The 23,342-nt window shown below is 63.3% G+C and carries 24 protein-coding genes, 1 tRNA gene, 2 pseudogenes and 1 riboswitch; of the genes and pseudogenes, 9 read left to right on the top strand and 18 right to left on the bottom strand.

All coding sequences use genetic code 11. The features are described from left to right. The first annotated feature begins 160 nt into the window (after window positions 1-160). The 3 genes from IT41_RS19535 (at window position 161) to IT41_RS20845 (ending at window position 2,011) form a co-directional block, all read left to right on the top strand. Window positions 161-1,111 carry an ATP-dependent metallopeptidase FtsH/Yme1/Tma family protein gene (locus IT41_RS19535; RefSeq protein ID WP_052081632.1) on the top strand — a complete coding sequence of 317 codons (951 nt, stop codon included), beginning with the start codon at window positions 161-163 and terminating at the stop codon, window positions 1,109-1,111. Then, window positions 1,108-1,533 carry a hypothetical protein gene (locus IT41_RS20850; protein WP_139221730.1) on the top strand — a complete coding sequence of 142 codons (426 nt, stop codon included), beginning with the start codon at window positions 1,108-1,110 and terminating at the stop codon, window positions 1,531-1,533. Before IT41_RS19535 ends, IT41_RS20850 begins: the two co-directional genes overlap by 4 nt. 145 nt (window positions 1,534-1,678) lie before the next feature. After that, window positions 1,679-2,011, top strand: a complete 333-nt coding sequence (locus IT41_RS20845; RefSeq protein ID WP_139221729.1) for a hypothetical protein — start codon at window positions 1,679-1,681, stop codon at window positions 2,009-2,011. A 21-nt stretch (window positions 2,012-2,032) separates the two neighbouring features. On the opposite strand, the gene IT41_RS14795 is transcribed toward IT41_RS20845, so the two are convergent. The 13 genes from IT41_RS14795 to IT41_RS14740 form a co-directional block, all read right to left on the bottom strand. Next, window positions 2,033-3,184, bottom strand: a complete 1,152-nt coding sequence (locus IT41_RS14795; protein ID WP_139221728.1) for a site-specific integrase — start codon at window positions 3,182-3,184, stop codon at window positions 2,033-2,035. Between the two features lie 406 nt (window positions 3,185-3,590). After that, window positions 3,591-5,372: a TniQ family protein gene (locus tag IT41_RS14790; protein WP_074948160.1), complete on the bottom strand. Its 1,782-nt coding sequence runs from the start codon at window positions 5,370-5,372 to the stop codon at window positions 3,591-3,593. Then, entirely contained in the window at window positions 5,372-6,319 is a 948-nt protein-coding gene (locus tag IT41_RS14785) for a TniB family NTP-binding protein (RefSeq protein WP_036742780.1), read from the bottom strand. Before IT41_RS14785 ends, IT41_RS14790 begins: the two co-directional genes overlap by 1 nt. After that, window positions 6,312-8,447, bottom strand: coding sequence for a DDE-type integrase/transposase/recombinase (locus tag IT41_RS14780; RefSeq protein ID WP_052081628.1), 2,136 nt, complete (start codon window positions 8,445-8,447; stop codon window positions 6,312-6,314). The genes IT41_RS14785 and IT41_RS14780 overlap by 8 nt, the downstream gene beginning before the upstream one ends. Further along, on the bottom strand, window positions 8,444-9,133 hold the full coding sequence (locus IT41_RS21660; RefSeq protein WP_231564760.1) for a TnsA endonuclease N-terminal domain-containing protein: 690 nt from the start codon (window positions 9,131-9,133) through the stop codon (window positions 8,444-8,446). The genes IT41_RS14780 and IT41_RS21660 overlap by 4 nt, the downstream gene beginning before the upstream one ends. Before the next feature lie 29 nt (window positions 9,134-9,162). Further along, window positions 9,163-9,399 carry a helix-turn-helix domain-containing protein gene (locus tag IT41_RS14770; protein ID WP_231564759.1) on the bottom strand — a complete coding sequence of 79 codons (237 nt, stop codon included), beginning with the start codon at window positions 9,397-9,399 and terminating at the stop codon, window positions 9,163-9,165. Window positions 9,400-9,632: 233 nt separating this feature from the next. Next, window positions 9,633-9,791, bottom strand: coding sequence for a hypothetical protein (locus IT41_RS20840; protein WP_156116965.1), 159 nt, complete (start codon window positions 9,789-9,791; stop codon window positions 9,633-9,635). Between the two features lie 530 nt (window positions 9,792-10,321). Continuing rightward, the gene (locus IT41_RS14765) at window positions 10,322-11,524 is read right to left on the bottom strand and encodes a cytochrome-c peroxidase (protein ID WP_036742778.1); all 1,203 of its coding nucleotides are present in this window, start codon (window positions 11,522-11,524) and stop codon (window positions 10,322-10,324) included. Beyond that, window positions 11,524-11,925, bottom strand: coding sequence for a FixH family protein (locus IT41_RS14760; RefSeq protein ID WP_036742777.1), 402 nt, complete (start codon window positions 11,923-11,925; stop codon window positions 11,524-11,526). Before IT41_RS14760 ends, IT41_RS14765 begins: the two co-directional genes overlap by 1 nt. Window positions 11,926-11,943: 18 nt before the next feature. Then, window positions 11,944-12,555, bottom strand: a complete 612-nt coding sequence (locus IT41_RS14755) for a hypothetical protein (RefSeq protein ID WP_074948159.1) — start codon at window positions 12,553-12,555, stop codon at window positions 11,944-11,946. After that, entirely contained in the window at window positions 12,548-13,165 is a 618-nt protein-coding gene (locus tag IT41_RS14750; protein WP_052081624.1) for a histidine phosphatase family protein, read from the bottom strand. The genes IT41_RS14755 and IT41_RS14750 overlap by 8 nt, the downstream gene beginning before the upstream one ends. 8 nt (window positions 13,166-13,173) lie before the next feature. After that, complete coding sequence (locus tag IT41_RS14745; protein ID WP_036742773.1) at window positions 13,174-13,920, bottom strand: CbtA family protein; 747 nt, start codon at window positions 13,918-13,920, stop codon at window positions 13,174-13,176. A gap of 66 nt (window positions 13,921-13,986) precedes the next feature. Next, window positions 13,987-14,196: a CbtB domain-containing protein gene (locus tag IT41_RS14740; protein ID WP_036742771.1), complete on the bottom strand. Its 210-nt coding sequence runs from the start codon at window positions 14,194-14,196 to the stop codon at window positions 13,987-13,989. 43 nt (window positions 14,197-14,239) lie between these two features. After that, window positions 14,240-14,320: riboswitch (adenosylcobalamin (AdoCbl) riboswitch) on the bottom strand. Window positions 14,321-14,450: 130 nt separating this feature from the next. Between IT41_RS14740 and IT41_RS14735 the strand changes: the two genes are divergently transcribed. The 3 genes from IT41_RS14735 to IT41_RS14725 all read left to right on the top strand — a co-directional run bounded on the left by IT41_RS14735 (window position 14,451) and on the right by IT41_RS14725 (window position 16,293). Beyond that, complete coding sequence (locus IT41_RS14735; RefSeq protein ID WP_156116964.1) at window positions 14,451-14,846, top strand: hypothetical protein; 396 nt, start codon at window positions 14,451-14,453, stop codon at window positions 14,844-14,846. Window positions 14,847-14,945: 99 nt separating this feature from the next. After that, a complete protein-coding gene (locus IT41_RS21895; RefSeq protein WP_036742767.1) occupies window positions 14,946-15,290 on the top strand; it encodes a PepSY domain-containing protein in 345 nt (114 codons plus the stop codon). Between the two features lie 133 nt (window positions 15,291-15,423). Beyond that, a complete protein-coding gene (locus IT41_RS14725; protein WP_269429318.1) occupies window positions 15,424-16,293 on the top strand; it encodes a PepSY-associated TM helix domain-containing protein in 870 nt (289 codons plus the stop codon). Between the two features lie 371 nt (window positions 16,294-16,664). Here IT41_RS14725 and IT41_RS14720 read toward each other — a convergent pair. Both IT41_RS14720 and IT41_RS22190 read right to left on the bottom strand, forming a co-directional pair. Further along, window positions 16,665-16,740, bottom strand: a tRNA-Ala gene (locus IT41_RS14720). Window positions 16,741-17,027: 287 nt separating this feature from the next. Further along, window positions 17,028-17,277: pseudogene (locus tag IT41_RS22190) on the bottom strand (hypothetical protein); the annotation flags it as partial. A gap of 63 nt (window positions 17,278-17,340) precedes the next feature. Between IT41_RS22190 and IT41_RS20835 the strand changes: the two are divergent. Further along, window positions 17,341-17,463: pseudogene (locus IT41_RS20835) on the top strand (transposase); the annotation flags it as partial. A 173-nt stretch (window positions 17,464-17,636) separates the two neighbouring features. Here IT41_RS20835 and IT41_RS20830 read toward each other — a convergent pair. Next, window positions 17,637-17,837, bottom strand: coding sequence for a hypothetical protein (locus IT41_RS20830; protein ID WP_074948158.1), 201 nt, complete (start codon window positions 17,835-17,837; stop codon window positions 17,637-17,639). A gap of 287 nt (window positions 17,838-18,124) precedes the next feature. Between IT41_RS20830 and IT41_RS14710 the strand changes: the two genes are divergently transcribed. After that, a complete protein-coding gene (locus IT41_RS14710) occupies window positions 18,125-19,123 on the top strand; it encodes an L-threonylcarbamoyladenylate synthase (RefSeq protein WP_036742765.1) in 999 nt (332 codons plus the stop codon). Here the strand turns inward: IT41_RS14710 and IT41_RS14705 are convergent. Continuing rightward, window positions 19,086-20,045 carry a hydrogen peroxide-inducible genes activator gene (locus tag IT41_RS14705; RefSeq protein WP_036742763.1) on the bottom strand — a complete coding sequence of 320 codons (960 nt, stop codon included), beginning with the start codon at window positions 20,043-20,045 and terminating at the stop codon, window positions 19,086-19,088. The genes IT41_RS14710 and IT41_RS14705 overlap by 38 nt on opposite strands. 149 nt (window positions 20,046-20,194) lie before the next feature. Between IT41_RS14705 and katG the strand changes: the two genes are divergently transcribed. Continuing rightward, window positions 20,195-22,372 (top strand): catalase/peroxidase HPI, encoded by a 2,178-nt coding sequence (katG, locus tag IT41_RS14700; protein ID WP_036742762.1) that lies wholly within the window; start codon window positions 20,195-20,197, stop codon window positions 22,370-22,372. A gap of 242 nt (window positions 22,373-22,614) precedes the next feature. On the opposite strand, the gene IT41_RS14695 is transcribed toward katG, so the two are convergent. Continuing rightward, window positions 22,615-23,325, bottom strand: a complete 711-nt coding sequence (locus IT41_RS14695) for an outer membrane protein (RefSeq protein ID WP_036742788.1) — start codon at window positions 23,323-23,325, stop codon at window positions 22,615-22,617. Between the last annotated feature and the right edge of the window lie 17 nt (window positions 23,326-23,342).

The following is a 23,342-nucleotide window of genomic DNA, read 5'->3' as shown; positions in this document are numbered from 1 at the left end:
GAGCCGCTTTGCGCTCGTATCGTTTCCGGGTGATTTCGGTCCAGGGCATCATGATCTCCGTTCGTTCTCACAAACAAACAGAATCATAACTCGCTGAAATCACCCAACTCATTTCCGATCAGGCTCTCAGGGAATTCTCAATCAGAATATTGGAAACCTGTTGAAAAAGGATGAACTCGAACAGCTTGCGACCTCCCTCGCCGGCCAGTCTGCCGCCGCGATCGACGCCGCCATCCGCGCCGCCCGCGCCGAATCCCGCCATGGCGGAGCGACGCTCAGCCCGGAGCTGATCCGCCGGCACCTGGGTCTCGCCGAAAACCCCCTAAGCCACACCCTCACCCGCCGCATCACGCTGCATGAATGCGGCCATGCCCTCGTGGCGACGGCCCTGGATCGCGGCCAGACGAGCCGCGTGCTGATCACCCTCGAGGGCGGCGAGACCCATCGCGCTGAGGCCCCCGATGAGGGCTGCCTCGCCGATCACCAGGCCGAACTCACTGTGCTGCTGGCCGGCCGCGCCGCCGAGCGGCTGGTCCTCGGCGAGGTCTCCGCCGGCGCCGGCGGCGCCCCGGCCTCCGATGTCGCCCGCGCCACCCGGCTCGCGCTGCAGATCGAGACGCAATCCGGCCTCGGCATCGCCGGCCCGGTCTGGAGCGACGCCCCCGCCGCCATCGCCCTGCGCGACCCGGCCATCCACCAGCGCGTCAGGCAAAGGCTCGAGGCCGCCGAACAGAGCGCCACCGCGATCCTAGCCGCCCATCGCGACCTGCTGGAACGCATGGCCGGCCACCTGCAGCAGCATCGCGAACTCGCTGGCGATGAACTGCGCCAATGGCTCGCCCGGGTGAGCCGCGCGCAGATCGGCAGCGCAGGCGGTGCGCAGATGACAGAGGCATCGCCGGGCGAAGCGCCGAACGAACCGCCCCGCGATATGCGGCGCGCATCGGCCGGCAGATCGCAACGCGCATCCGGGGACGATATCCCGCACGGACAGCAAGACCTGCCCGATCAGGAAAGCAATCCGCATGGCGCGAAAGACAACCCTGTGATCAGGCACGACGATCCTGTGATCGGACAAGATAACTCCGACCCGGATCAGGCCATCTCATGAAGACCACGAAAAACCTATGGAAAGAAGGCAATCCTGTCCTGTCAGGAGAGCCCTGGCAGCAGTCAGATATCCCCATCCTCTGTGGATCCCTCTCAACATGGCGGCGCGGGCAAAAGCCGCGCCGCTTTTTCTACCTTTTCATATCTCCACACCAGACAATCTCCGCCTGCGGCGGTTTTCCCCTTCTTTATCTCTTCCCGACGAAGACAGCCTCGCGACAAAGGCGCGTTTTCACCTCTTTACATTTTCATCAGAACGAGAGCCGGATTTTCGGACAGTCTTTGTCTCTTCCGGAATTATCCGGATTTTTCCTATTTTATTTCAATGACGGAGGGCCTCTTCGCGGTCTTCATGCCACGCCCCCCAAAAAACCAAAAGCCGAGGCCGAAAATCAGCGATTTTCACCCGTTATCCACAGGTAAGGCCCGATTTTCGCCCCCATTCCCATTCTGAGAGGGCCCCGATGCTCTATAATGATCTCAACAACATGATCCCCGGACCATCCGGACAGATGAGCAGACGAAACCGCGGGAGAACCCCTTCGCGCGGACCAGGAGAGACTTGCCCGTGGCCAAGGCAACGCAACAGTGTAGGGAAAGCACCGGGGCGAAAGCCCCGGGCAAACCCGTCGCTACGGCGGCCCCGGAGCGACCTTGCTGTATCCCGTCAATTTCCAAGGGCCAAACGCTTCCCTGCAAACCGGCCACAAAACTGGATCGCCTGCGCAGCGCCCTGAATTTCATGGCCGAACTGGTCCTGCGCGATCCTTCCTATGTGCCCATTTTTACCCGGCTGGAGGAGGAAATCGCCATCGAGGAGGCAAAGTGTCAAGACGACGCTTTGGCCCGTGCACGCGCGCTGATCCATCAGAATGCGATGCGGCAGATGGCCGCCGCCTGAGGGGCGCTGTCAAACTATCGGCTACAAGGCAATTCTCTCGAGTGCCTTCCTTCGGATTTCAAGCGAGCCGCCGCGACCATAATCGGGGCGCGCGTATTTGTGGCCCATCAGTTCCGCCCTGATCCGGTCGTCGATAGCCGCCTCGACCATGCGATCCTCGAACGAGTGCCGCAGGCTATAGGCGGCATGCTTCGGCGTTTCGCGCAGATTATTTCTGGTCAGATATTTATTGACCGTCGCCGACCAATTATCGCCTTTGTCGAGGTAATGGGTGATCCCACCCCGGTCAACGATCCGCTTCGCCGCGTCAAGTGACACGCCCAGCAAAGGGATTTGACGCGGCGATTGCGCGGTTTTCAGGACGCGCGGAATCTGCTTCGAAATATCGATATGCGGGACCGGTCCTGTCAATTGCCACGCCTCGGTCGAGCATCCGAGAATTTCGGAAGGTCGCGCTCCGGTATTCACCATGACCAGCAGAACATCGCGTGCTTCTTCGTTCAGCCCGTCCAGCGCGCCGGAGCCAAGAATGCGCTCACGGATGAATGCCTCGGAGAAGGCAACGCCAACGGTCCCGGTTTTCTTGCCCCTGAACCGCAGCCTCGCGAAGGGATTGGGCAGGTCGAGGGCATGATATTCGAACCATGACCGGAACAGATCGGACAGATGCCCGATATCCTTGTTGGCCGAGCCTTTGTCCAGGCCCTCGCGCGCGATCCGTTCGGCCCAATGGTCGCGCAGCCGCTGTGCGTGGTCGCGCCTGATTTCCGACATCGGCAAGTCGCCATTCAGTTGGATGAAGGTTGACACTGCGCGCTGGCGCGGCTGTCGCCAGCGCTTGATCTGGCGTTCGGATTTACCAGCCTGCCGCTCAACCTCCGAGAAGCGGAAGAATTCCTCAAGAGCCATGCTGATCGTGACCAGCGGCTGATCGATACCGCCCAGCAGGGCGATCTCTTCCGTCTGGCGTTCTACGCCGCCCTTGGCAGATGCGACCATCTCGATCCGACGCAGCAGATCGTCGATCGGTCCCCGAGCCAGTTCAGAGGCCGGGCGATAGGGAAAGTCGCGCGATTTGGCCAACTGTCGCGCCGCATCATAGGCGGCCGCCGCATCGCCTGCCTGTCCCGCTGCCAGGGCCTCCCAATGGGCCATGATCTCGGCCTCGACCACGACCGCCTTGATCCTCGCCTCACGCTCGGAATCTGTCCACAACGCGCGTGTGACCTTCTGTCGGGGATCGACATGCGCGAAACGCTTCGGCACACGCTTGACGAACTACCAGTAGCCGCGATCCTTGGTAACGACCATGCAATCCCCCAAATGTTCCGCGAATTGTTCCGGGATTTCGGGGCGCTTTCAAGGGGCATCGCTGCGTTTTCCCAGCAATCACGAGGAATTCGTGCAAGGATTGACGCATGAAAAGCGCCACGTAATTGTTCCATTTCCTCCCCGAAAATCTCAATAAAATCAGTTCCCCTTGCGCTGCTCGACGCACTTTCCTGTCCATTTCGGCCACATAGTTTGTTCGCCCTCGGCAAAACAAAAGGGCCGGTGAAACCCGGCCCTTTGTTTGGGATCAGCGGATGTCGACGCGGCGGTAGATGGTTTGACATCGCTCCGGAATGGGTAGGCGGTCGATGCCACGATCAGCCTGGATGATGGCTTCGACTCCAGGATTACGACGATTTTCGGTCGCGAGCTGCGTCACGGTGATGAAGCTGCGCTGGAAATCTTCAACGCTGTTTCCCTGAATGTACCTGCGTTGTCTCCCGCTCTGAGGTTCGGTTACGGGAATGCTTGCCAGGTGCCCGCCGTCGACAAGCGCGCGAAGTGTCCTGATGTCGATTTCAAGCATGCGTGCGACCGTACCCGGGGGCAGCGCCCCGTCGACCGGGCAGGAAATCGCCTCGCGCAAGGTCGGCAGGTGGACGCGGAGTGCCCGGAACCTGCTGCTACAATCGGGCTCCCGGCGCAACGGGATATACTGTTTCAGGATCAGGGTGGTGACCCGGTCGGTTGGGCAGCGTAAGCGATGAGCTGCGGTGGGAATGTCGAGCCAGTCCTCATTGATCGCTCCGCTTTCGGCCAGCCCATTCAAAGCGGTGATAAAGGTGCTCAGATCGCGCGGGTGGTAGCGCGGCGATGCGTGCTTGTCGGCGAAAAATTTTTGTATCACACCGCCATCGGTCAGTTTGGTCAGCAGGAAGCGGTCGATGCCCAGCCACTGCGCCGTGTCGCCTGCCGTCATCAACGCGTTGAAATCACCCGCAACCTGATCCATCACTTCGGCCGAAACATAATCTGTCAGCCGGAAATCACGATCATCCGCACTGCGCTGCGCGAGACCAAGCGCGGTGAGGCGGCGGCCGAGTTGCCAGCGTGTCACGCCATAGGCGCGGCTGGCGGTTGAAATCGAATGCACCAGCTGGCGCGGACATGGCTTTCCGAGGACAATCGCTCCTTTGGCCACAGGGTAGTTCTGGAAAATGAAATCCCGGACAAGATCCCGTATGACGTCAAAATCCGGATCATCGTCACGATATCGCAGCCAGTCAAAAAACAGACGGTACCGGCTACGATATAGTGCGGCGTCGAGCGGAACAGCGCGTTGAAGTTCCTTCAGCGTGTGGCACAGGGCATCCGGGCCTCGTTTCAGGATGGAAAACCCGATACTGCCCGCCTGATGCCATTTGTCTGCGGTGATCAGATCGCGGGGCGCATCGGGGCCGAGCAACATCAACGCCCCGAGGTTTTCTGAGGTTTGGGCCACGACATGAAAAGGCAGCTGGTCGACCCATGTTCCCTCCTTATTGCCCAGGATGCAGGCGAGCAGATGGTTTTCCAGCGGGCTCTCGTTCGCCGCGACAGTATCAAAAAGACGCCCCCGCATTTGCGCAGCATGGAAGGCGAAATCGAATATCTCTTTATTGCTTGGGGTGACGGGCAGTTCCACCAACAGACAGCCATGCCCGATGCAGCGGCGGATGGAACTGAGTTGCCAGATTGCCGGATGAGCTGCCTGACCCTCGGCAAGGCAGGCGGGGCAAGCCCGAAGTCTTGTCCGGGCAAAAGCTGTGAACTTGATCCGCTTCCGGCCAAACCTGAACCAGCCGTTGGCGGTCAGGCGCGGTGTCCAGAACAGCAGAGCCTCAGGATCGGTGCCAGCCAGAGCGGCAAGGCGCCAGATTTCGGTGTCATTGCCATTGGTCAGGGCGCGGTGATCAAGACCCATGTCCGAACAGAAGGTGATCAGCCGTGGTGCGCCGTTCCGCCGTGCCAGACGCGCAGCAAGCGATGTCGCGCTTTCCCCGGGAACCGTTGGGACAGAAAGGCTAAGAGCCGGGAGGGCAGAGAACATCAGGCCATCTCCCGCGTAAAGACTTTTCGGGCGTCGATCCGGTGATAGTCACTGACGATGAACGGATTGAAGGCATCCAGGCAGGAACTGCGCAGCGTATAGGCTGCAGTGAAATGCCGCCATTCGAGGCGGCTGGAGCCCTCCAAAAACGCCACCTCAATTGACGCGATGATCATTTCGATCACCAAACCGAACTGGAAAGCTGCTGCATGGATCAGCCGCTCGGACAGGGTGATGTCGGTGATCTCGCCTGACAGGGACAGGTCGGCCCGCCGGGCATAGCCCGCGATCAGCCGTGCCACGTCGGGTACGTTCAGCACCGGAGAGAGGGGCGCGAAATGAACCGTATCCATGCGGCGGGCAAGCTGGGGATCGTGATTGAGGATGTTTTCCAGCTCCTCCGTCCCGGAAAGCAGGATGCCCACCGGCCAGTCCGCATCTGTCATCAGGGTTTTCAGCATGGATGCGACCGCATCCAGCTCATGGCGGGTCCCGCGCGCGCTGAGGTCCTGCGCCTCATCAAGATGCAGAAACAGCACCTTTCGCTCGCGAAGCTGATGGCGCACCAGGTCCCAGATGTACCAGGCCTGCCGTTCGGCGGTGAGATTGTAGCCAAGGGCACGCAGCACCGTTTGCCCAACGAATTTCAGGGTGGCAGGTGATGGCACACGCAGGCTGATGAGCGTGGCATCCGGCAGGGAAGAGCCCGCCAGATAGGCCTGCATCTTGCTGAGAAGATGCGCGGTGGTGGCGCTCTTTCCGGTGCCGGATGCGCCAGACAGCGCTATCCCATGCGCCTCGGATGTGCGACCGGCGGTAATATCGGCAAGGCGCTTTTCGATCAGAAGCCGGAAACGGTCCTGCAGGGGGGCATAGCGCTCATGGGTGATAAAGCGGCCGCGCAGGTCGGCGATGCGAAGGGCGGTCTGGGCGACATGATCATTCATCGTCAAAACTCCAGGTCGCGGCAGATGACGGGGGTTTATCTTTGGAGAGGCCATTTGTGCAGGCGGGACCTGGGATAGGCGCTGATTGGGAAAGCGGCAGGATTTCGATCCCCTCAGCCAGTGGGTCGGCACCGGAGCTTTGGCCCGTGAGCTTCTCTGTCGATGAGGTCAACGAGAAATGCAGCGCCTTTTCGTTGCGGGCAACATCGGCGTCGGTGACATGGAACGGTGTCAACTGCATCCTCAGTACAGCCGCGCGGTTGGCTTCCGAAATCCGTGCGACGGCCCGCTGCACCAGATCTTCCGACAGGGCAGCCGCGCGGCGGTGCTTAAGGCGAAGAGCGCGACTGGCCTCCTGCCAGTCGGAGTAGCGCATTCCGTCAAAGCCACGATGGTTGCAGGTTGCGGCATGCCAGATGCTGCCGACCTTCACCGCAATCCAATCCAGATCGAACAGGTCTGCGCGGACTTCAACATCACGCTCGGGTGAATGCAGCAAGGCCTCGCGCAGGGCATCGCAGCTATAGGAGAGACCGGCGAAGAGAACGCCATCACCGCGCAAGCGCCGCATCATCGGGCGGCCGAACGCCTTGCGCAGCACCAGCCCGTCCGGCACCGGCAGCAACCCCTGTTCTGACGCCAGCCGTTTCCAGCAATGCGCCGGGGTTTCGTCCTTCGGCGAGCCGTGCGGCTCGTTGTGGTAGATGTCCACGACTAAGGTCAGAAGGATGCGGATAAGGTCGTCGTCATCCAGGCAGGCCAGTTGCTCGGAAGGATAATCGGCCCGCTGCACCGGGTTGAAGAAGGTTCGTCCGGATAGAAGCGGCATGAGCTTGTGCCCCAGCGTGCGAAAAAAGCTCTCGATATTGCCGCGCATCTGCGGCAGGCCCGCCGGGGGGAAATGCATCGTCAGCCCGAGCGAGGCCGCGACCGCCCGGAACTCTTCCGAGATAAATGCCGAGCCCTGATCGGTGACCAATGTGCCGATCCCCGCGACCTGATCCCGCGGGCTTTCGCAGCTTGCGGCCTGTGCATAGAGCGTCCGGTCGTGAAATACGTCGCGCAGGGCGCGGATCGCGTCCTGCGCGTTCGGTGTATTCGCCAGACGAAGAGCGAGAATGCACTTCGTCGCAGCGTCTTTGGCGACATAAAGCCAACGTCTCCCCTTCAGCCGCTCAACCTGTTCGGGCGGCAGATGATCGAGAACCCCCGAGACTGTCAGCAGCGAGATCACATCGAGGCGGTTTTCGTCCATCTCGACACGTTCGCCCGGAAACAGGGTCTCGACGCCGGTCTCGAACAGGTTGAATTTCCGGTTCGCCGCGTCGATACCCCATCGCCGCGCGTGAATGTAATAGGGATTGGCCTGCGAAAGACGCCGCAGGAGGCTGCGTCCCGAGGGAAGGGCAAGCTCAGTCTGCCCATCGGCCCGCCTGCGCAGGTTTTCGGATTTGATCCGATTGCGGGTGTCGGCCACAGCCTGCCGTTTGGTCGGGCGCTGCGTGCTGGCATAGATTTCGATAACCTCCGAAACCATCGCCTCCGTGCGATGGCACCAGCGCAATCCGCGATTGCCGCTGCGATGAGTGCGGGGCAATAGTGCCAGCGGATCATACCCGCCGTTCTCATAGGCACGGAGCCAGCGCAGGATGGTTTTGGCGCAGGGGAGTTTGCGGGTGACGAGCTTCGCACCCGCGCGGCGTCCACCTGCATCGGTGCCGATCTGCCCTGATTTCCGCCGAACCTCATAGTCGAGTGCGGGCAGGATCGCCGTAACCGAGGCATAGGTTCTGGCAACCCGGCCGTCCTGTTCGAGCTTCAGGACACTGTCGCAGATCGCCTGCCGCCAGAGGACGATGGACCGGGCTTCGTCCTCGAGTTCGGCGAGCAGGTCGACCGGACGGTTCTGCCGGTCCCGGCTGCGCGCAAAATCGAAATATCCGGCCTGATAGCGGGTGTCCGAGGATCGCAACAGCTCGTGGATCTCGGCGTGGCTGAAACTCTGGGTGATTCCGGGCTGATCGGAGCGCTCCAGGGTGATCGCATCGGCCTGAACCTCGACCGGGCGATAGGCGACACCCGCGACCGTCAGCAGGTCCGAGCGCGAGAGGCGAAGACGCATATTCATGCCGCGACCTCCGTCAGGACGGGACGGTTGCGCATGATCTGCCGCGCAGCTTCTGCCGCCGCCCGCCGGTCAAGCTGTTCGTCGGTCACGAGCTTGACCCGATGCGCGAGTTGCTTCGGCATGGCGGCAGCGATATGGCGCAACTCGGTGATGAAATCGCGCCGGATTACCCGATGCGCTGGCTTGATCGCGACGGCGATTCGCTCGCCGCTGTTCAGCGTGACAAGAAAATCGAACACATGGTTGGCAATACCGCCATCGGCGCGCCGGTAACGGATCGCAGGCGGCTGTTCCAGAATGTCATGGATATCGGGGCGCAGCAGCGTCAGGCACAGAAAGCGGTATTCCAGCATGCTTTCGAACTGGATGACGCGCGGGCGCTTAAAGGCGGGAAGTTTGGCAATCATGCTGCCGCGCAGGCTCGCCTTCGAGCGGCGCACAACATCCCGACTCGCGCAGCTCGGTTCCGGCTCACGATAGATCAGGGTCTGGGTCATATGGGTTTCGGAGCGCGTGATCTTCCATGCCGCAACTGCGGGGAAGAGGCGCTTCCGCCTCCTTTCAAGGGATGCAGGGATCGGCCCCGCCGGAACTGCTCCGGCGGGTTGACTTTTTCTGCGTCTCGGGGGATGAAAGAAGGGTAGCCGCAAAACTACACCTAGTTTCGAAGGGCCTTCCTGCGTCAACAGGAGGGCCTTTCCCTTTCGACGGCATGCTAATCGGCCGCGTGACCCTCCTGTGCTGAATACCGTTCCGGGAAAAGCTCTTGCGGCGTAACCCCGAGCGCACCGGCAATGGCCGCCTCGATCCTATGCGAGCGCCGATAGCCCTGGCTCACCACGGTCACCGTCGATTGCAGCACACCGAGCTGATTGGCAATCCGGGTCAGAGAACTGCCTCGTTCCCGCAGTCTTACCTTCACATCGCTGTGGCGCAGAAGATCGACCGACATGCCATTCATCTCCATCCGACTTGGACCATGATTCTGCCCGGACAACACCAGATGTTGTGTTTTCCCCAGCCCAACGAATCACAGATATGATTCGTCTGTCAAATGAAGATTCGGCAGAAAAGTGTATTATTTTCAAATCGATAAAGAGTTTCGACCACCGAGGAAGAATATCGGGGGCCGAAAAAGAGTGGCGCTCAGGATATAGTAGCGGTTAAGTTCCGCTAACTTTCACCTCAGCCAAGCAAGGCCAGAGCAGCGCCGAAGGCGACGCCAAGCGCGACAATTGCGACGCCAGCCAGCACAGGCTGCCAGACAGGTTTTTGGCGGATGCGCGCGGTGTCCCGAATAAGCGCAGCGATCTCGGCGCGTATCAGTTCATCGGTTTTGTTCATGCTCGCCCCCATCAACCTAGCCCGCAGTTTGATATCCCAGCCTGTCCCGAGCCTCAGTCCTCACCCCACATCTCATCCATGAACGCCTATTGCCAGCTTCGAAGGAGGCTGCAACTCTGGCGCCGAAACCAGCCTGTTCCGCCCGTTTCTGGATCTCGTGCACGCGCTCTACGAGCCTCGCCGCAGAATGCGGAGAAAGGCATTGGGCTGGTTGAAGGCGATCCATTTTCCATGCGGCAAGGATATCACTGCCAGGTGCTTGAGGGAAAGCGGGTGAAGGCAGGAAACGCTTATTGTGTTGGAGGACCGTGCGCAGGAACCCGCGAAAACGGCGGGGAGCGGTCATTCGCTGCGCGTACAACTTTACTAGCCTGCAACAGCGGAAGCAGACATCCCTGATGAGTCCGAAAACAATCAGTTGAACTTGCTGTCTTTGAATAGATGACGGCTTCCATAATCCACGTGGGAAACACAATGTCTTGGGTTGGGAAAGCCCCTGGCCTTCAAGGCGAAGCATGTAAAGGATCATATTACAGCGTACCGAGGAAAGCGGCCAAATTGGCCCGATCGCGTGCACTCAGGTTGAGGGGAGAGAGTTCGCTGACCCCGATCACCGCCCAGGGAGCGCGGTTGTAATGATTGAGCGCCTCGGCCAGGGTCGCGAACTGGCCGCCGTGCATATAGGGCGGGCGGGTGGCGACGCCGCGCAGGGAGGGGGGCTTGAAGGCGCCGAGAAGGGCCTCGCCCTCCGCCATGAAGCGCAGTTCGGTACATTCCTGCGGGGCGGCGTCGCTATAGGGGCCGAGACAGTTGAACGGATCGGCCTTCACCACTGCCAGCCCGTCGTAGCGGCCAAGGTCGCGCGGCAGGCCCGCGGCCTCCGGCACGCCCGTATTGTGGAAGCTGCCGTTGCTCAGAAGCGGGCCGTTGTGGCACTGGGTACAATTGCCCTTGCCGATGAAGAGGCGCAGCCCGGCGATCTCTGCCCGGGTCAGGATGCCCCGGCCGCGCCCGCCCGCGGCGATGGCATCGGCATAATCGTCGAACCGGCTGCGGGGTGGGGTGAGCCCGTGCTGCCAGGCGGCCAGCGCCTTGCCGATATTGGCGGCGACCCGGTTGATCGCATCGCGCCGCGCTTCGGGAATGGCTTGCCAGGCGGCAACCGTGGCCGGGGCGCCGATCGGGGAGGCATCGGGCGGCAGGCCGGAGAGATCGGGCAAGGGGCCGAAAAGCGCCCGGTAGCTTTCGGCATAATCGCTGGCGATCAGCCGCGCGAAGGCGAGGCGGCTTCCCGCCATCTCGTCGGGGTTTTCGAGCGGGCCGAGTGCCTGCGCCCAGAGGCTGTCCGCCCGTCCATCCCAGAACAGCCACGGGAAATGTGCCACCCCGGCGAGCGGCATGGTGCGGCGCACGGTACGACCGACGCCTTCGCCCGGGCGGGCGCCGTCCTGAAACTGCCCTTCTGGCAGATGGCAGGAGGCGCAGGAGATGTCGCCGAAGGCGCTGAACCGCGGGTCGAAAAAGATCGCCTCGCCCAATTCGGCAGCGCGCGGATCCCCGGCGAAACGGTTCGACGGGTCCGGCGGCGGCGCGGGCAGCCGCGACAGGGACAGCGAGGCGATCGTCGCGCGCTCCTGCCCGCTCCACCCCGCGAGCCAGAGCCAGCCGATCAGCGCCGACAGGGCGAGCAACGCCAGAAAAACGAGCCACCGGAGGCGAGGCGCCGCGCCCATCAGATGTCGAAACGGAAGATGATCCTGTCCGCGCCGGGGGATGCCATGACCCCGAAACCGAGCGCCCAGACACCGGTCATGGAGAAGTGCAGCCCCTCGATCCGGTAGCGGCCATCGCCCAGATCGGCGGTTACCCCCGGCGCCGTCGGCAGGCCGTGGCCATGCGCGGGCATGCCGCCGGTGATGGCGATGCGCGCGCCCTCGACCGGTATGCCGGCGGCATCCGTCAGGGTCAGGGTCCAGGCTTGCATGATGTTGATGGGAATGGGCATGGCTTCGGGCAGTAATTCTGCCCGGTAGAGCCCCGCATCGGACGTGGCGGTCAGCGGCGCGGCGTCCTGCGCGAGGGCGGCTGTGGCAAAGGCGGCCAAGGCGAGAGCCGCGAGGCGGCGTAAAAACATGGCTGGCTCCTTTCTCGTCTAGTGATGTCCGTTGAATGTCAGCCAGCGGGTCATCGAGGCGATGGCGCTTTTCTTCACCAGCAGCACCTCTTCGGCTGCCTCGATCAGTGCCGGCGCGCTGGCGCTTTCGGTTGCGTGCCCTGCCGCCGCCACCGCCCCGCCATAGACCGCCTGCAAGCTAAACACGAAGATGCGGTCTGGCAGGGTTTTGATGGCGATTGCAGTGCCGAGATCGGCGCGGGTGCGGGTGCGGATCGCCTCATAGAAGGGGTCCGGGCCGGCCGATGCGCCGGTTTGGCGCAGGGCCGCCACCCGGGTGTCGGAGGTCGTGGCGACCCTCTGAGCGAAATCCCGGACCGTTGGATCGCTCAGGTCTGCGAGTGCGGCAGAGGCGAGCGCAGTGGCGGTCTCAAGACAGGCGGCCAGAAAGGTGGCACAGGCCCCGTCGCCGCCCATTGTGGCCAGATCGGGCAGGTCCAGCCCGGCCGCGGCGGTAATGAGGCGCGCGCGCAGCCGGTCGTTGCGCGGGCGCGGGTCGAGCACCCGGATGCCGGCCGCCGCCGCGCCGATACCGACCGCGAGCAATCCAAGTGCCACGAGCCGGCGGCCGGGGCGCGAAGGCTCAGCCATCGCTGCCCGCTCCGGCGTCGCCCGCCCCGATGTCGCTTGCCCTGTCCGGCAGGGTCAGCGACCGGAATACCCAGCGGCGGCCGTTGCTGCGGAAATCGGCCATGGTCAGCGGCCCCGCGTCGATCCGCCAGAAGGCGGCCGGCCCCGCCCCGATCACCGTCGCGATAGCCGCGCGCAGGATGGCCGCGTGGCTGATGGCCAGAACATGCCCGCCATCGCGCGGAAGCGCCTGAAACCAGAGGCCCACACGCTCCAGCAGCGCGGCGATGGTTTCGCCGCCATGGGGCGCGGTGTCGGGCTGGCGCATCCATGACAGAAGCTTGCGCGGCTCACGGCGCAGGACGTGCTGAAAGCTCTGCCCCGCCCAGCGGCCATAATCGCAATCGCGCAGGGCATCCTCGGGCGTGCCGCTCAGGCCGAGCGCCTCGGCGGTTTCCCGCGCCGCCCGCGCGGGGCTGAAATATACGCGATCCACCTTGTCCATCCGTCGGGCGATATGGCCGGCCCGGATGCGACCGGCTTCCTCGATGGCGCCGTCCGCCGCGAAGACCGCCGATCTCTGGCCGCGCGTGGCGGCATGGGCGAGAAGGGTGACGCGCGGCCCGGCCATGGCCGCGCTCAGGCGGCGGCGATGCGGCTTGTGCCATCGCGATCCAGCACGCGCCCGGCCAGAGAGCCAAAGACAAGGCCGATACCGGCCCAGAGGACGAACTGGATGCCCAGCGAGGCGATGCGGAACTCCCAGAGCACCGTTGCGGGGAAGGTTTCCGGCGTTTCATTGACCGCCGGCATGATCAGGAAGACCACGGCGACGGCCACGACATAGCCCAGCCCGGCGATCACCGAGGCATTCCACGCCCCGAGCCCGGGCAGAAGCTGCTGGCGCAGCATCCAGGCGCCGTAGCCCAGTGCCAGCGAAATCGCCAGGATCAGGAAATACAGATCCGTGCGATAGACGATCGTATCGTCGAAGGTCGAGGCGGGCGGGTTGGCGGGATATTTGAGCCAGGGCACCAGCGAGAAGGAAATGAACCCGATGGCCGCCAGCAGAAGCGAGGCCTGCGCCGCCGAAAGCGCCCCGAGCCGGCCATAGGCACAGGCGAAAAGGATGGCAAAGACCCCGCCCAACCCGACTGACAGGATCAGGATGCCGGTCAGCAGGCCCCAGCTCGATTGCACCGGGCGGGAGACCAGCGGCTCCTCCTCGATCGCACCGGGATCGGCGGGCTCGGCCGCGGCCATCTGCTCCTCGAAGACGATGGCCGCATCGACGGAGGGCTCGCCGAAGACATAGGCGAAGCAAAAGGCCAGAATCCCGGCCACGAGGCCCGCAAGAAGGCCCCGCATCAAAAGTTGTCCAATCATGTCATTACTCCTACGGGGCCGCGCGCGGTCATGCCGCTGCGGGCCCTGTGTCATCCACGGTCGCGATCAGTGGCAGGGAAAGCCGAGCAGGTGGCGGGCGTCATGGACGAATTCATGGATCGTCGCCCCTTCGAAAAGCGCCAACGCGCCCTGTTCGAGCCCGATGAAATAGAGCGCGATCAGGCCGATGATCAGCCCGAAGATCGCCCAAGGCGTTACCTCCCGCAGGGGAAAGGGCTGTGGTGCAAGAGCCGGAATCGTTGTATTATCTGACATGGTATCCTCCCGGGAGATCGTGTCCCGTTGCAGCAGCTTGTCCTGCGAATGAAGGTCTGACTTCCGAAGGCTCGGTTACAGTGGCACGACCGCACCGGATTTGCACCGGGTTTCCTCACCCGCATCATGCTGAATGCACGGTATCAACGGCGCCCCTCTTTGTAAATTGGATTCGACAATTGCTCTTAATACGACTGATCTCTTGCGAATACTGTTCGCTTCGGCGACGAACGGACCAGCTTGCGCAGGGGCAGATGAATTCGGATCTTCTGTTTACGCCCTGTCGGTGCCATAAGGCTGCCATACGAAAACAGGTGACTCTTGCGCTAGTCATGTCCCTCGGCGTGATCATGGCATTGTCGAGCGCGATTTCTGCCGCGCTCATGGCGCCGGATCGCGCGACTGTTGAGCTTCAGGCCTATGCAATGGTCTATGGCAGCGTCCTCGGCGACCTTTGCGGCAAGGGGGGCGATGCTGAGTACCGCTGTCCGCTCTGCCACAGCTTGCCCAAAGCCCCCATAAGCATCCATGAAGGCCGCTTCCTCCTGCTTGAACCGCATGAGGCGTGGCGGTGTTACGACGACCTCCACCGCGCCGCGCAGGCGCGCAACCTCCGTCATTCCCCGAGGGCGCCGCCGGTTCCCGTCTGACGGCCGCGCGCCATGCTTTCGCGGAACCGCTCCGGGCCTACCCTGCCCGGAGCCCCCTTCTCATGCCCGCCCTTCGGCCGGGCCAATCGGAATTGTCTCATGACGGAAATGACCCCATGCGCGGCATCGGCCGCGCTCTACCGCGCCATGTGGCGCTGGCACTTCATCGCCGGGCTGGTGATCTTGCCCTTCGTGGTGATCCTCGCGATCACCGGCGCCATCTACCTCTTCAAGGACGAAATCAACGATGCCGCCCATTCCCGGCTGCGCTTCGTCGAGCCGACGTCTTCGCAACTCACCCTGACCGTCCTCGCCGCCGCTGTGCTGGACGCCCATCCGGGCGAGGTGAAGGCCTATACCCCGCCCGCCGCCGCGAACCGCAGCGCGGAGGTCGACATCCTCGGCGAGGACGGCCTGAAGGACACAATATTCGTGAACCCCTAACCGGCGAGGTGCTGGGCACGCTCTGGGACGGCGGCGCCGCGGGCAGCCCGGCGATGTATGTTGTCCGCAAGCTGCATTCGCTGGAATATGTCGGCTGGGTCGGCAACGCCTGATTGAGATGGCCGCAGGCTGGATGGTGCTGCTGGTCGCCTCGGGCATCTATCTGTGGTGGGCCCGCGGCAAGGGTCTCGGCACAACCACCATCAAGGCCAGGCGGGGCCGTCCCTGGTGGCGGGACCTGCACGCGGTGACGGGCATCTATACCGGCGTCTTCATCGTCTTCCTCGCCCTGACCGGCCTGCCCTGGTCCGCGGTCTGGGGGAGCAAGTTCTATGATTATGCCAACTCGCTCGGCCTCGGCATGCCCGAGGGCTTCTGGTCCGGCCTGCCGATGTCGACCGTCCCGCTCTCCGAGGCCACCGATCGCGCGCCCTGGATCATAGAGAAACAGCCGGTGCCGCTCTCCGGCACGGCCTCGGGCATACCGCTGACGCTCGATCAGGTGGTTGCGACGGTGGAGGGCCTGGGTATCGTGCTAGGCTATGCCGTCTCAATGCCGAAGGGCGCCGAGGGTGTTTTTACTGCCTCGGTCTATCCCAACGACATCACCTACGAGCGGGTGATCCACCTCCACCAGTACAGCGGCGCGGTGCTCTACGATGCCGGCCTTTCGGACCTCGGCACGCTCGGCCGCTGGGCCGAATGGGGAATCTCGGTCCATATGGGGCAGGAATGGGGGCTGGCAAACCAGATCGTGCTGCTGCTCGCCTGCTTCGCCATGGTCGCTCTGTGCCTGTCAGGCGCCACGATGTGGTGGAAACGCCGCCCCTCCGGAATACTTGGCGTCCCCCAAGTCCCTACCGACTGGCGCATACCGCGTACGCTGTTGTTGATGGCTGCGGCGGCTGGGGTGTTCTTTCTCCTGGTCGGTCTGTCGATACTGGTGCTCGCAACCGTCGAAAGCGTTGTCTACGTTACGGCCCGGCAGAAAAAGCTCGCATGACCCCATACAGGCGCCCGGCACCCGGGCGCCTGCTTTTTGAAGCCTCGGAAGGCGTGTCAAACGCTGGTTTTGTCCCACGCTGACGTAATTCACCTGTAAAGCTCTCAACGGCGGCTTTGGCTCGCTGCGTTGCAGCATGTGCGCACATAGTCGAATGGCAGCTTCGGGCCGGCTCTGCCGCACCAGTGTATCTGGCGTCTTGACGGTGAGCGTCGGAGGAATGGCCCTCGGCTTTCCCCGCGCATAGCAATAAAGCCCGCAGAACGATCTCTACCGGCTTCTGATTCCCTCACAGATGCAGATTTTCCAACAAAATGGACAATCTGCTGTCACTAATGGAAGATCTATCTGGCACTTGCAAGACGCAAATATGGTGGAGCCAAGGGGAGTCGAACCCCTGACCTCTTGAATGCCATTCAAGCGCTCTACCAACTGAGCTATGGCCCCACCGGAGGTCTGCAGCGTATCCGCCGCTCGCGTGGAGCGTCGTATATGGTTGCTGCCACAAGAGTGCAAGTGGGAAAATGCGTCGGCCCGGAAATGCCACGGATGGGTTCCCCGGTCGTTATGCCGGCCTTCTTGGCAGGGCCAAGCCAAGAAATAGGCGCCCTGCGGTGCGGCCCGCGCATGCCCGGCCGTTCAGACCTTCCTAAAGCGTTTCGATGAAAGTTTGCCTCGGACGCTTCCCCTGACGCCTGAGTTTTGATTCCCCATGTTTGGGAGGATCGCATCATATCGGTGAGCACGGTTGAACGCGACGCTTTCGGCTCTGTTTTCAGGTGCTCCACCGTCGCACGCTTGCGCCACTTGGCCACCGTTTTGGGGATGATGCCCAGCTCTTGGCTCAGCTGCGCGAACGAAGCCTGCGATCATTCGGGTCGGCCCTTGGACCGATGGCGGGCAGGCCCTCATTATTGCTGCTCGGACGGCGTGCGTGGTCGTGGCGCTGCCGTGACGAACTTGTTCCTTTAGGCTTTCTTCCATTCCTGCGAAAGGATCACAGCATCAAACCGTGGGATCAAACAGCCAAATGAGCTTCTCCGGAAGCATTGCGCGAAGCTTCGCGGTACGAATCCAATAGGAGGCCGGAACGGCGAGATCAAGCGGCGCACAGACGTTGTCGGCATCTTGCCCAACGAGGCTTCGATCCGCCGGTTCGTCGGCGCGATGCGGGGGCGATGCTCCCGATGGGTCGCCCGGCGACCCGATGATGGCCTTTGTCATGTGGCTTATCCCCTTCTGGGAAGGGAATGACGGCGTCCCGAATATGCCGTTCCACCGCGGCCGGTCACGCGCCAGCGATCGCACCGCAGCACTCGCGCGGCGATGAACAGCGGGTGTCGCTAGACCCCGCTCATGTCACGCCAGCGTGTATGGATGTTCTCGCAATGCGCGCGTTCCTTGAATGCGCGGTCCATCGCGGCCATGAAAACCGACCTCCACAGGGAGGGCGGCTGGCGATAGACTCGTGAGTAAAGCGGCTCGGACTGCTGGCCTCCAAGCGCGCGGTTCAGGGCGACGGATGTGCTCCACCAGGCGTTCATGTTAACCTCGAATACTAGCTACCAAAACTTCGACCATAAGAACGTGACGCCTATGAAACACTCGGCGCCATACTCAACAGAATCCGCTCTTTTGGCAAAAAAGTCACGGTGCCTTTTTGGACAACTGCAGGTGGAGTTCCCGTTCAACCCGGCCGGGGCTTCCGGGGCGGGGTTCGGGCCGGGTTTTGCGGCGTTGACGCCTTGCCGGATCGCTCCTAACAGTCGGGCAGAAGAAAAGGGATCGTCATGAAATCGCAACATCTTCGCAAGTGCCGCAGAGGCAGCGCATGAGCGGCGCCGAAACCGGCCGTGCCCGGGTGCTGGATGCCGCCGACCCCGCCGCGCTGACCGAGGCGGCGGCGCTTCTGGCAAGCGGCCAGCTTGTGGCCCTGCCGACCGAGACGGTCTACGGGCTTGGCGGTGTCTCGACCATGCCCGAGGCGATCGCGCGCATCTATGCCGTCAAGCGCCGGCCGGCCCGCAATCCACTGATCTCGCATGTCGCCGATATCGACATGGCCGCGCGCTATGTGCGGTTTGACAGGTTTTCGTTGCGGCTGGCGCAGGCGTTCTGGCCGGGGCCGCTGACGCTGGTTCTGCCGCTGCGCGAAGACTCGGCCATCGACCGCATGTCGACGGCCGGCGGGACGACGGCAGCGATCCGGGCGCCGCGCGGATTCGCGCAGCGGCTGATCGCCCGGCTCGACCTGCCGCTGGCCATGCCAAGTGCCAACAGCTCCGGGCGCATCAGCCCGACCTCGGCGCGCCATGTGGCCGAGGATCTGGGGCCAGAGTTGCCGCTGATCATCGATGCCGGCCCGACCGAGATCGGTCTGGAATCGACGGTGGTCCGGGCGCGCGCCGATGGCATCGACATTCTTCGCGCCGGGGTGATCACCGCCGATCAGATCGCCATGGCGGCGGGGGTCGGGCTTGCCGATGTGGGGACGCCGGCGGCAGGTGACGGCGGTGCCCTGCCGTCGCCGGGCATGCTGGGTTCGCATTACGCGCCGCATGCGCTGCTGCGCCTGGATGCGCGCGAGGTCGCACCGGGCGAGGTTCTGATCACCTTTGCCGGGCAGGTGCTGCCGGGACAGGAAGATGCTGTCGCCATCTTTGACCTCAGCCCAAGCGGCGATCTGGCCGAGGCGGCGCGGCGGCTTTTTGCCCTTCTGCATCAGGCGGATGCGACCGGGGTCGGGATGATCGCGATGGCCCCGATCCCCGATCACGGCATCGGTCTGGCGATCAGGGACCGGCTGACGCGGGCCGCCGCGCCGCGCTAGCCGCCGATCCGCTGCCGGTTTCCGTGCCGATCGTCGCTAGCGCGACGTCGCGCACGATCGCCCCGACCTGTTCCAGCCTGTCGCCCAGCGGATTGGTCTTGCGCCAGATCATGCCGATCTTTCGCGATGGCCGCGGCGGCGCCAGCCGGGTGACCGAGACCGAGGCCGAGCGCGTCTCGATCGGGATCGCCATCTGCGGGACCAGCGTCACGCCGATGCCCGCGCCGACCATCTGCACCAGCGTGGCAAGCGAACTGCCCTCCATCATGTCGCGCGCGACCGAGGCCGACATCTTGCAATAGGACAGCGCCTGATCGCGGAAGCAATGCCCCTCGTCCAGCAGCAGCAGGCGCATCTCGCCAAGCATCTCGGCGCTTGGCGCGGGTTTGAGCGCGTCCTCGCCGGGGCGGACCAGCAGGAACTCCTCGCTGAACAGGGGCATCTCGACCAGCATGGGTTCGGAAACCGGCAGGGCGACGATGGCGGTGTCCATCCGCCCCTTGGTCAGGTCGTCGATCAGCAGGCGCGTGATCGCCTCGCGCGGGCGCAGGTCCAGACCGGGAAACCGCGCCGACAGTGCCTTGACCACCCCGGGCAGCAGATAGGGCGCGACGGTCGGGATGACGCCGATGCGCAGGGGGCCGGTCAGCGGCCCCTCGGCCATATGGCCCAGCAGCGCCAGTTCATCGACCGCGCGCAGGATATCGCGCGCGCGGGCGGCAAAGGCTTCGCCAAGTGCGGTCAGCCGGACCTGCCGCGTCCCGCGTTCGATCAGCGGCGTGCCCAGGATATGCTCAAGTTCCTTCATCTGCAGCGACAATGCCGGCTGCGAGATCGCGCAGGCCTCGGCGGCGCGGCCGAAATGGCCGTGCCGGGCAAGTGCCTCGAAATAGCGAAGATGTTTCATCGAGATATTGTTCATAAGAATTGCATATCAGATGAATTAGAAAATGAAAATTTATCTTATGATTGTGCCTTGCTATCGTGGCATCGACGCGCGAATCCCCGGCCCGCGCCGATGACGCATCGGGGAAAGGCATTTCACGACTGCAGCCACGATTGGAGAGCGACATGGACGGAAATGATATCAATACGGCGGGCAAATGTCCGGTCATGCACGGCGGCATGACTGCGGCCGGAAGATCCAACACCGACTGGTGGCCGAACGCGCTGAACCTGGACATCCTGCATCAGCATGACCGCAAGACCAACCCGCTGGGCCCCGATTTCAACTATCGCGAAGCCCTGAAATCGCTGGATATCGACGCGCTCAAGGCCGATCTGCGCAAGCTGATGAACGACAGTCAGGACTGGTGGCCGGCCGATTGGGGCAGCTATGTCGGCATGTTCGCGCGCGTGGCCTGGCACGCGGCCGGCTCGTATCGTCTGGCCGACGGGCGTGGCGGCGGCGGCACCGGCAACCAGCGCTTCGCGCCGCTGAACAGCTGGCCCGACAATGCCAATACCGACAAGGGGCGCCGCCTGCTGTGGCCGATCAAGAAGAAATACGGCAACAAGATCAGCTGGGCCGATCTGATCATCCTCGCGGGCACCGTCGCCTATGAGGTGGCCGGGCTGAAGACCTTTGGTTTCGCCTTCGGCCGCGAGGATATCTGGCATCCCGAAAAGGACACCTATTGGGGCGCGGAAAAGGAATGGCTGGCCCCCAGCGACGGGCGCTACGACAGCGTGGACGATCCCGCGACGATGGAAAACCCGCTGGCCGCCGTGCAGATGGGCCTGATCTACGTCAACCCCGAAGGGGTGAACGGCCAGCCCGACCCGCTCAGGACCGCCGCGCAGGTCCGCGAAACCTTTGCCCGCATGGCGATGAATGACGAGGAAACCGCCGCCCTGACCATCGGCGGCCATACCATCGGCAAATGCCACGGCAATGGCAGCGCCGCCGATCTGAGCGCCGCGCCCGAGGGCGGCGAGGCCGAGCATCAGGGCCTTGGCTGGCTGAACACCAAGGGGCGCGGCATCGGCCGCAACACCGTGGTCAGCGGCATCGAGGGCGCCTGGACGACCCACCCGACGCGATGGGACCATGAATATCTCGACCTGCTGCTGAATTATGACTGGGAGCTGAAGAAAAGCCCGGCCGGCGCATGGCAATGGGAAGCGGTCGATCTGGCCGAGGAACACATGCCGGCGGATGTCGAGGATCCCTCGAAGCGGATCAATCTGGTCATGACCGATGCCGACATGGCGCTGAAGATGGACCCGGATTTCCGCAAGATCATTGACCGCTTCCACCGCGATCCGGCGGCGCTGGACGACGCCTTTGCCCGCGCCTGGTTCAAGCTGACCCATCGCGACATGGGCCCGAAATCGCGCTATTTCGGGCCGGATGTCCCGGCCGAGGATCTGATCTGGCAGGACCCGATCCCCGCCGGCCCGACCGGCTATGACGCCGAGGCGCTCAAGGCCAGGATCGCCGCCTCGGGCCTGTCCATCGCCGATATGGTCGCCACCGCCTGGGACAGCGCGCGCACCTATCGCGGCTCGGACATGCGCGGCGGCGCCAATGGCGCGCGCATCCGGCTGGCCCCGCAAAAGGACTGGCAGGGCAATGAGCCCGAGCGTCTGGCCCGCGTGCTGTCGGTGCTGGAGCCGATCGCCGCCGAGTCGGGCGCCAGCATCGCCGACACCATTGTGCTGGCCGGCAATCTGGGCATCGAACAGGCTGCGAAAGCCGCCGGTTTCGAGATCAAGGTGCCCTTCGCGCCGGGTCGCGGCGACGCGACCGACGCGCAGACCGAGGTCGATTCCTTTGACGTGCTGGAACCGCTGGCCGACGGCTATCGCAACTGGCTGAAAAAGGATTATGTCGTCAGCCCCGAGGAGCTGATGCTGGACCGCACCCAGCTGCTGGGTCTGACCGCGCCTGAAATGACCGTCCTGACCGGCGGCATGCGTGTGATCGGCGCCAATTTCGGCGGCTCGAAGGACGGGGTCTTCACCGACCGCGAAGGCGCGCTGAGCAATGACTTCTTCGTCAACCTGACCGATATGGGCAATAGCTGGCACCCGGTCGGCGAAGGCCGCTACGAGATCCGCGACCGCAATACCGGCGCGGTGAAATGGACGGCGACCCGGGTCGATCTGGTCTTTGGCTCGAACTCGATCCTGCGTTCCTATGCCGAGGTCTATGCCCAGGACGACAATCGCGAGAAATTCGTGCGCGATTTCGTCGCCGCCTGGACCAAGGTGATGAATGCCGACCGGTTCGACCTGACCGCGTAACACCCAAGAAAACCCGAGGGATGGAGCGGCCGGCAGCGATGCCGGCCGCTTTTTCGTGGCGCCGGGACGCCGGGAAGCGGCCACGCCCCGCCCCTTGCCGCGATGCAGCCGGGACGGCCCGCGCCAAAGCGGTGGCCTGCCGTCCGCCCTCGCCAGATCATGGCATGGGAATCGTCGCGGCAACGGAAAAGGGCCGCCCGAAGGCGACCCTTTCATCCGTGGAGCCGGATCAACTCGCTGGATCAGAACCGGAAGTTCAGACCCACTTTCAGATTGTGGTAATCGGGCGTCGCCTGGGTCGAGCCGCCCAGACCATCGCGGCGCGTGTCCTTGCCGAAATTGGCGTATTCGTATTCCCCGGTCAGCGACATGCGCTCGGTCATCATCTTTTCGATGCCGAAGCCGACGATATAGCCGGTTTCCGAGTAATCGTCATCCACCCCGATGGTGCCGTGGCTGCCGGTGCCCTCGACCTTGTAATCGATCTTGGCGCGGGCGGCGCCGATGATGCCGTAAACCAGCATGTCGTTATCCAGCACATAGCCGGTCTTGAAGCGCAGGGCGAAGACGTTCTTGATTTCCGATTCCGCTTCGTAGCCATCCGTCGAGAAATCGTCATCGACATTGCCGGCTTCGAAACCCAGTTCCGGGCCAAAGACCCAGCGGTCGCGCTGCCAGCGATAGCCGATCCGCAGGCCGGCATTGACGCCGCTCAGTTCAAGCTCGTCCGGTGTGCCAAAGCCGGTGGGCGTCCGCACGCCCACATCGTCATCGCCGGCCAGGGCATAGCCAAGGGTCAGACCGGCATAACCGCCCTGCCAATCGGCGGGGGCGGGGGTGACGACAACGGTTTCCTCGACGACCGGCGGAACATAGCCGCCGGCATGGGCCGAGACGGCGACCCCGAGGCCAAGGGCTGTGCTCAGAATCGCTTTTGGAAAAACATGGTACATGGGACACTCCGGATTGT

This window comes from Paracoccus halophilus (assembly GCF_000763905.1).
Taxonomy (GTDB): domain Bacteria; phylum Pseudomonadota; class Alphaproteobacteria; order Rhodobacterales; family Rhodobacteraceae; genus Paracoccus; species Paracoccus halophilus.
The sequence above is the reverse complement of the archived record's forward strand: the minus strand, read 5'-3'. Positions and strand labels throughout refer to the sequence as shown.

What these genes read in the sequence shown, in the direction of transcription:
- IT41_RS14710 (WP_036742765.1), top strand. Translation starts at nt 18,125, where the DNA reads ATGAGCGGCGCCGAAACCGGCCGTGCCCGGGTGCTGGATGCCGCCGAC.
- IT41_RS14735 (WP_156116964.1), top strand. Translation starts at nt 14,451, where the DNA reads ATGAATTCGGATCTTCTGTTTACGCCCTGTCGGTGCCATAAGGCTGCC.
- IT41_RS14785 (WP_036742780.1), bottom strand. Translation starts at nt 6,319, where the DNA reads ATGAATGATCATGTCGCCCAGACCGCCCTTCGCATCGCCGACCTGCGC.
- katG (WP_036742762.1), top strand. Translation starts at nt 20,195, where the DNA reads ATGGACGGAAATGATATCAATACGGCGGGCAAATGTCCGGTCATGCAC.
- IT41_RS20830 (WP_074948158.1), bottom strand. Translation starts at nt 17,837, where the DNA reads ATGAACGCCTGGTGGAGCACATCCGTCGCCCTGAACCGCGCGCTTGGA.
- IT41_RS14770 (WP_231564759.1), bottom strand. Translation starts at nt 9,399, where the DNA reads ATGTCGGTCGATCTTCTGCGCCACAGCGATGTGAAGGTAAGACTGCGG.
- IT41_RS14755 (WP_074948159.1), bottom strand. Translation starts at nt 12,555, where the DNA reads ATGGCTGAGCCTTCGCGCCCCGGCCGCCGGCTCGTGGCACTTGGATTG.
- IT41_RS21895 (WP_036742767.1), top strand. Translation starts at nt 14,946, where the DNA reads ATGACGGAAATGACCCCATGCGCGGCATCGGCCGCGCTCTACCGCGCC.
- IT41_RS14780 (WP_052081628.1), bottom strand. Translation starts at nt 8,447, where the DNA reads ATGAATATGCGTCTTCGCCTCTCGCGCTCGGACCTGCTGACGGTCGCG.
- IT41_RS14725 (WP_269429318.1), top strand. Translation starts at nt 15,424, where the DNA reads ATGGTGCTGCTGGTCGCCTCGGGCATCTATCTGTGGTGGGCCCGCGGC.
- IT41_RS14695 (WP_036742788.1), bottom strand. Translation starts at nt 23,325, where the DNA reads ATGTACCATGTTTTTCCAAAAGCGATTCTGAGCACAGCCCTTGGCCTC.
- IT41_RS14740 (WP_036742771.1), bottom strand. Translation starts at nt 14,196, where the DNA reads ATGTCAGATAATACAACGATTCCGGCTCTTGCACCACAGCCCTTTCCC.
- IT41_RS14750 (WP_052081624.1), bottom strand. Translation starts at nt 13,165, where the DNA reads ATGGCCGGGCCGCGCGTCACCCTTCTCGCCCATGCCGCCACGCGCGGC.
- IT41_RS14760 (WP_036742777.1), bottom strand. Translation starts at nt 11,925, where the DNA reads ATGTTTTTACGCCGCCTCGCGGCTCTCGCCTTGGCCGCCTTTGCCACA.
- IT41_RS14745 (WP_036742773.1), bottom strand. Translation starts at nt 13,920, where the DNA reads ATGATTGGACAACTTTTGATGCGGGGCCTTCTTGCGGGCCTCGTGGCC.
- IT41_RS14765 (WP_036742778.1), bottom strand. Translation starts at nt 11,524, where the DNA reads ATGGGCGCGGCGCCTCGCCTCCGGTGGCTCGTTTTTCTGGCGTTGCTC.
- IT41_RS20850 (WP_139221730.1), top strand. Translation starts at nt 1,108, where the DNA reads ATGAAGACCACGAAAAACCTATGGAAAGAAGGCAATCCTGTCCTGTCA.
- IT41_RS20840 (WP_156116965.1), bottom strand. Translation starts at nt 9,791, where the DNA reads ATGAACAAAACCGATGAACTGATACGCGCCGAGATCGCTGCGCTTATT.
- IT41_RS14705 (WP_036742763.1), bottom strand. Translation starts at nt 20,045, where the DNA reads ATGAACAATATCTCGATGAAACATCTTCGCTATTTCGAGGCACTTGCC.
- IT41_RS14790 (WP_074948160.1), bottom strand. Translation starts at nt 5,372, where the DNA reads ATGTTCTCTGCCCTCCCGGCTCTTAGCCTTTCTGTCCCAACGGTTCCC.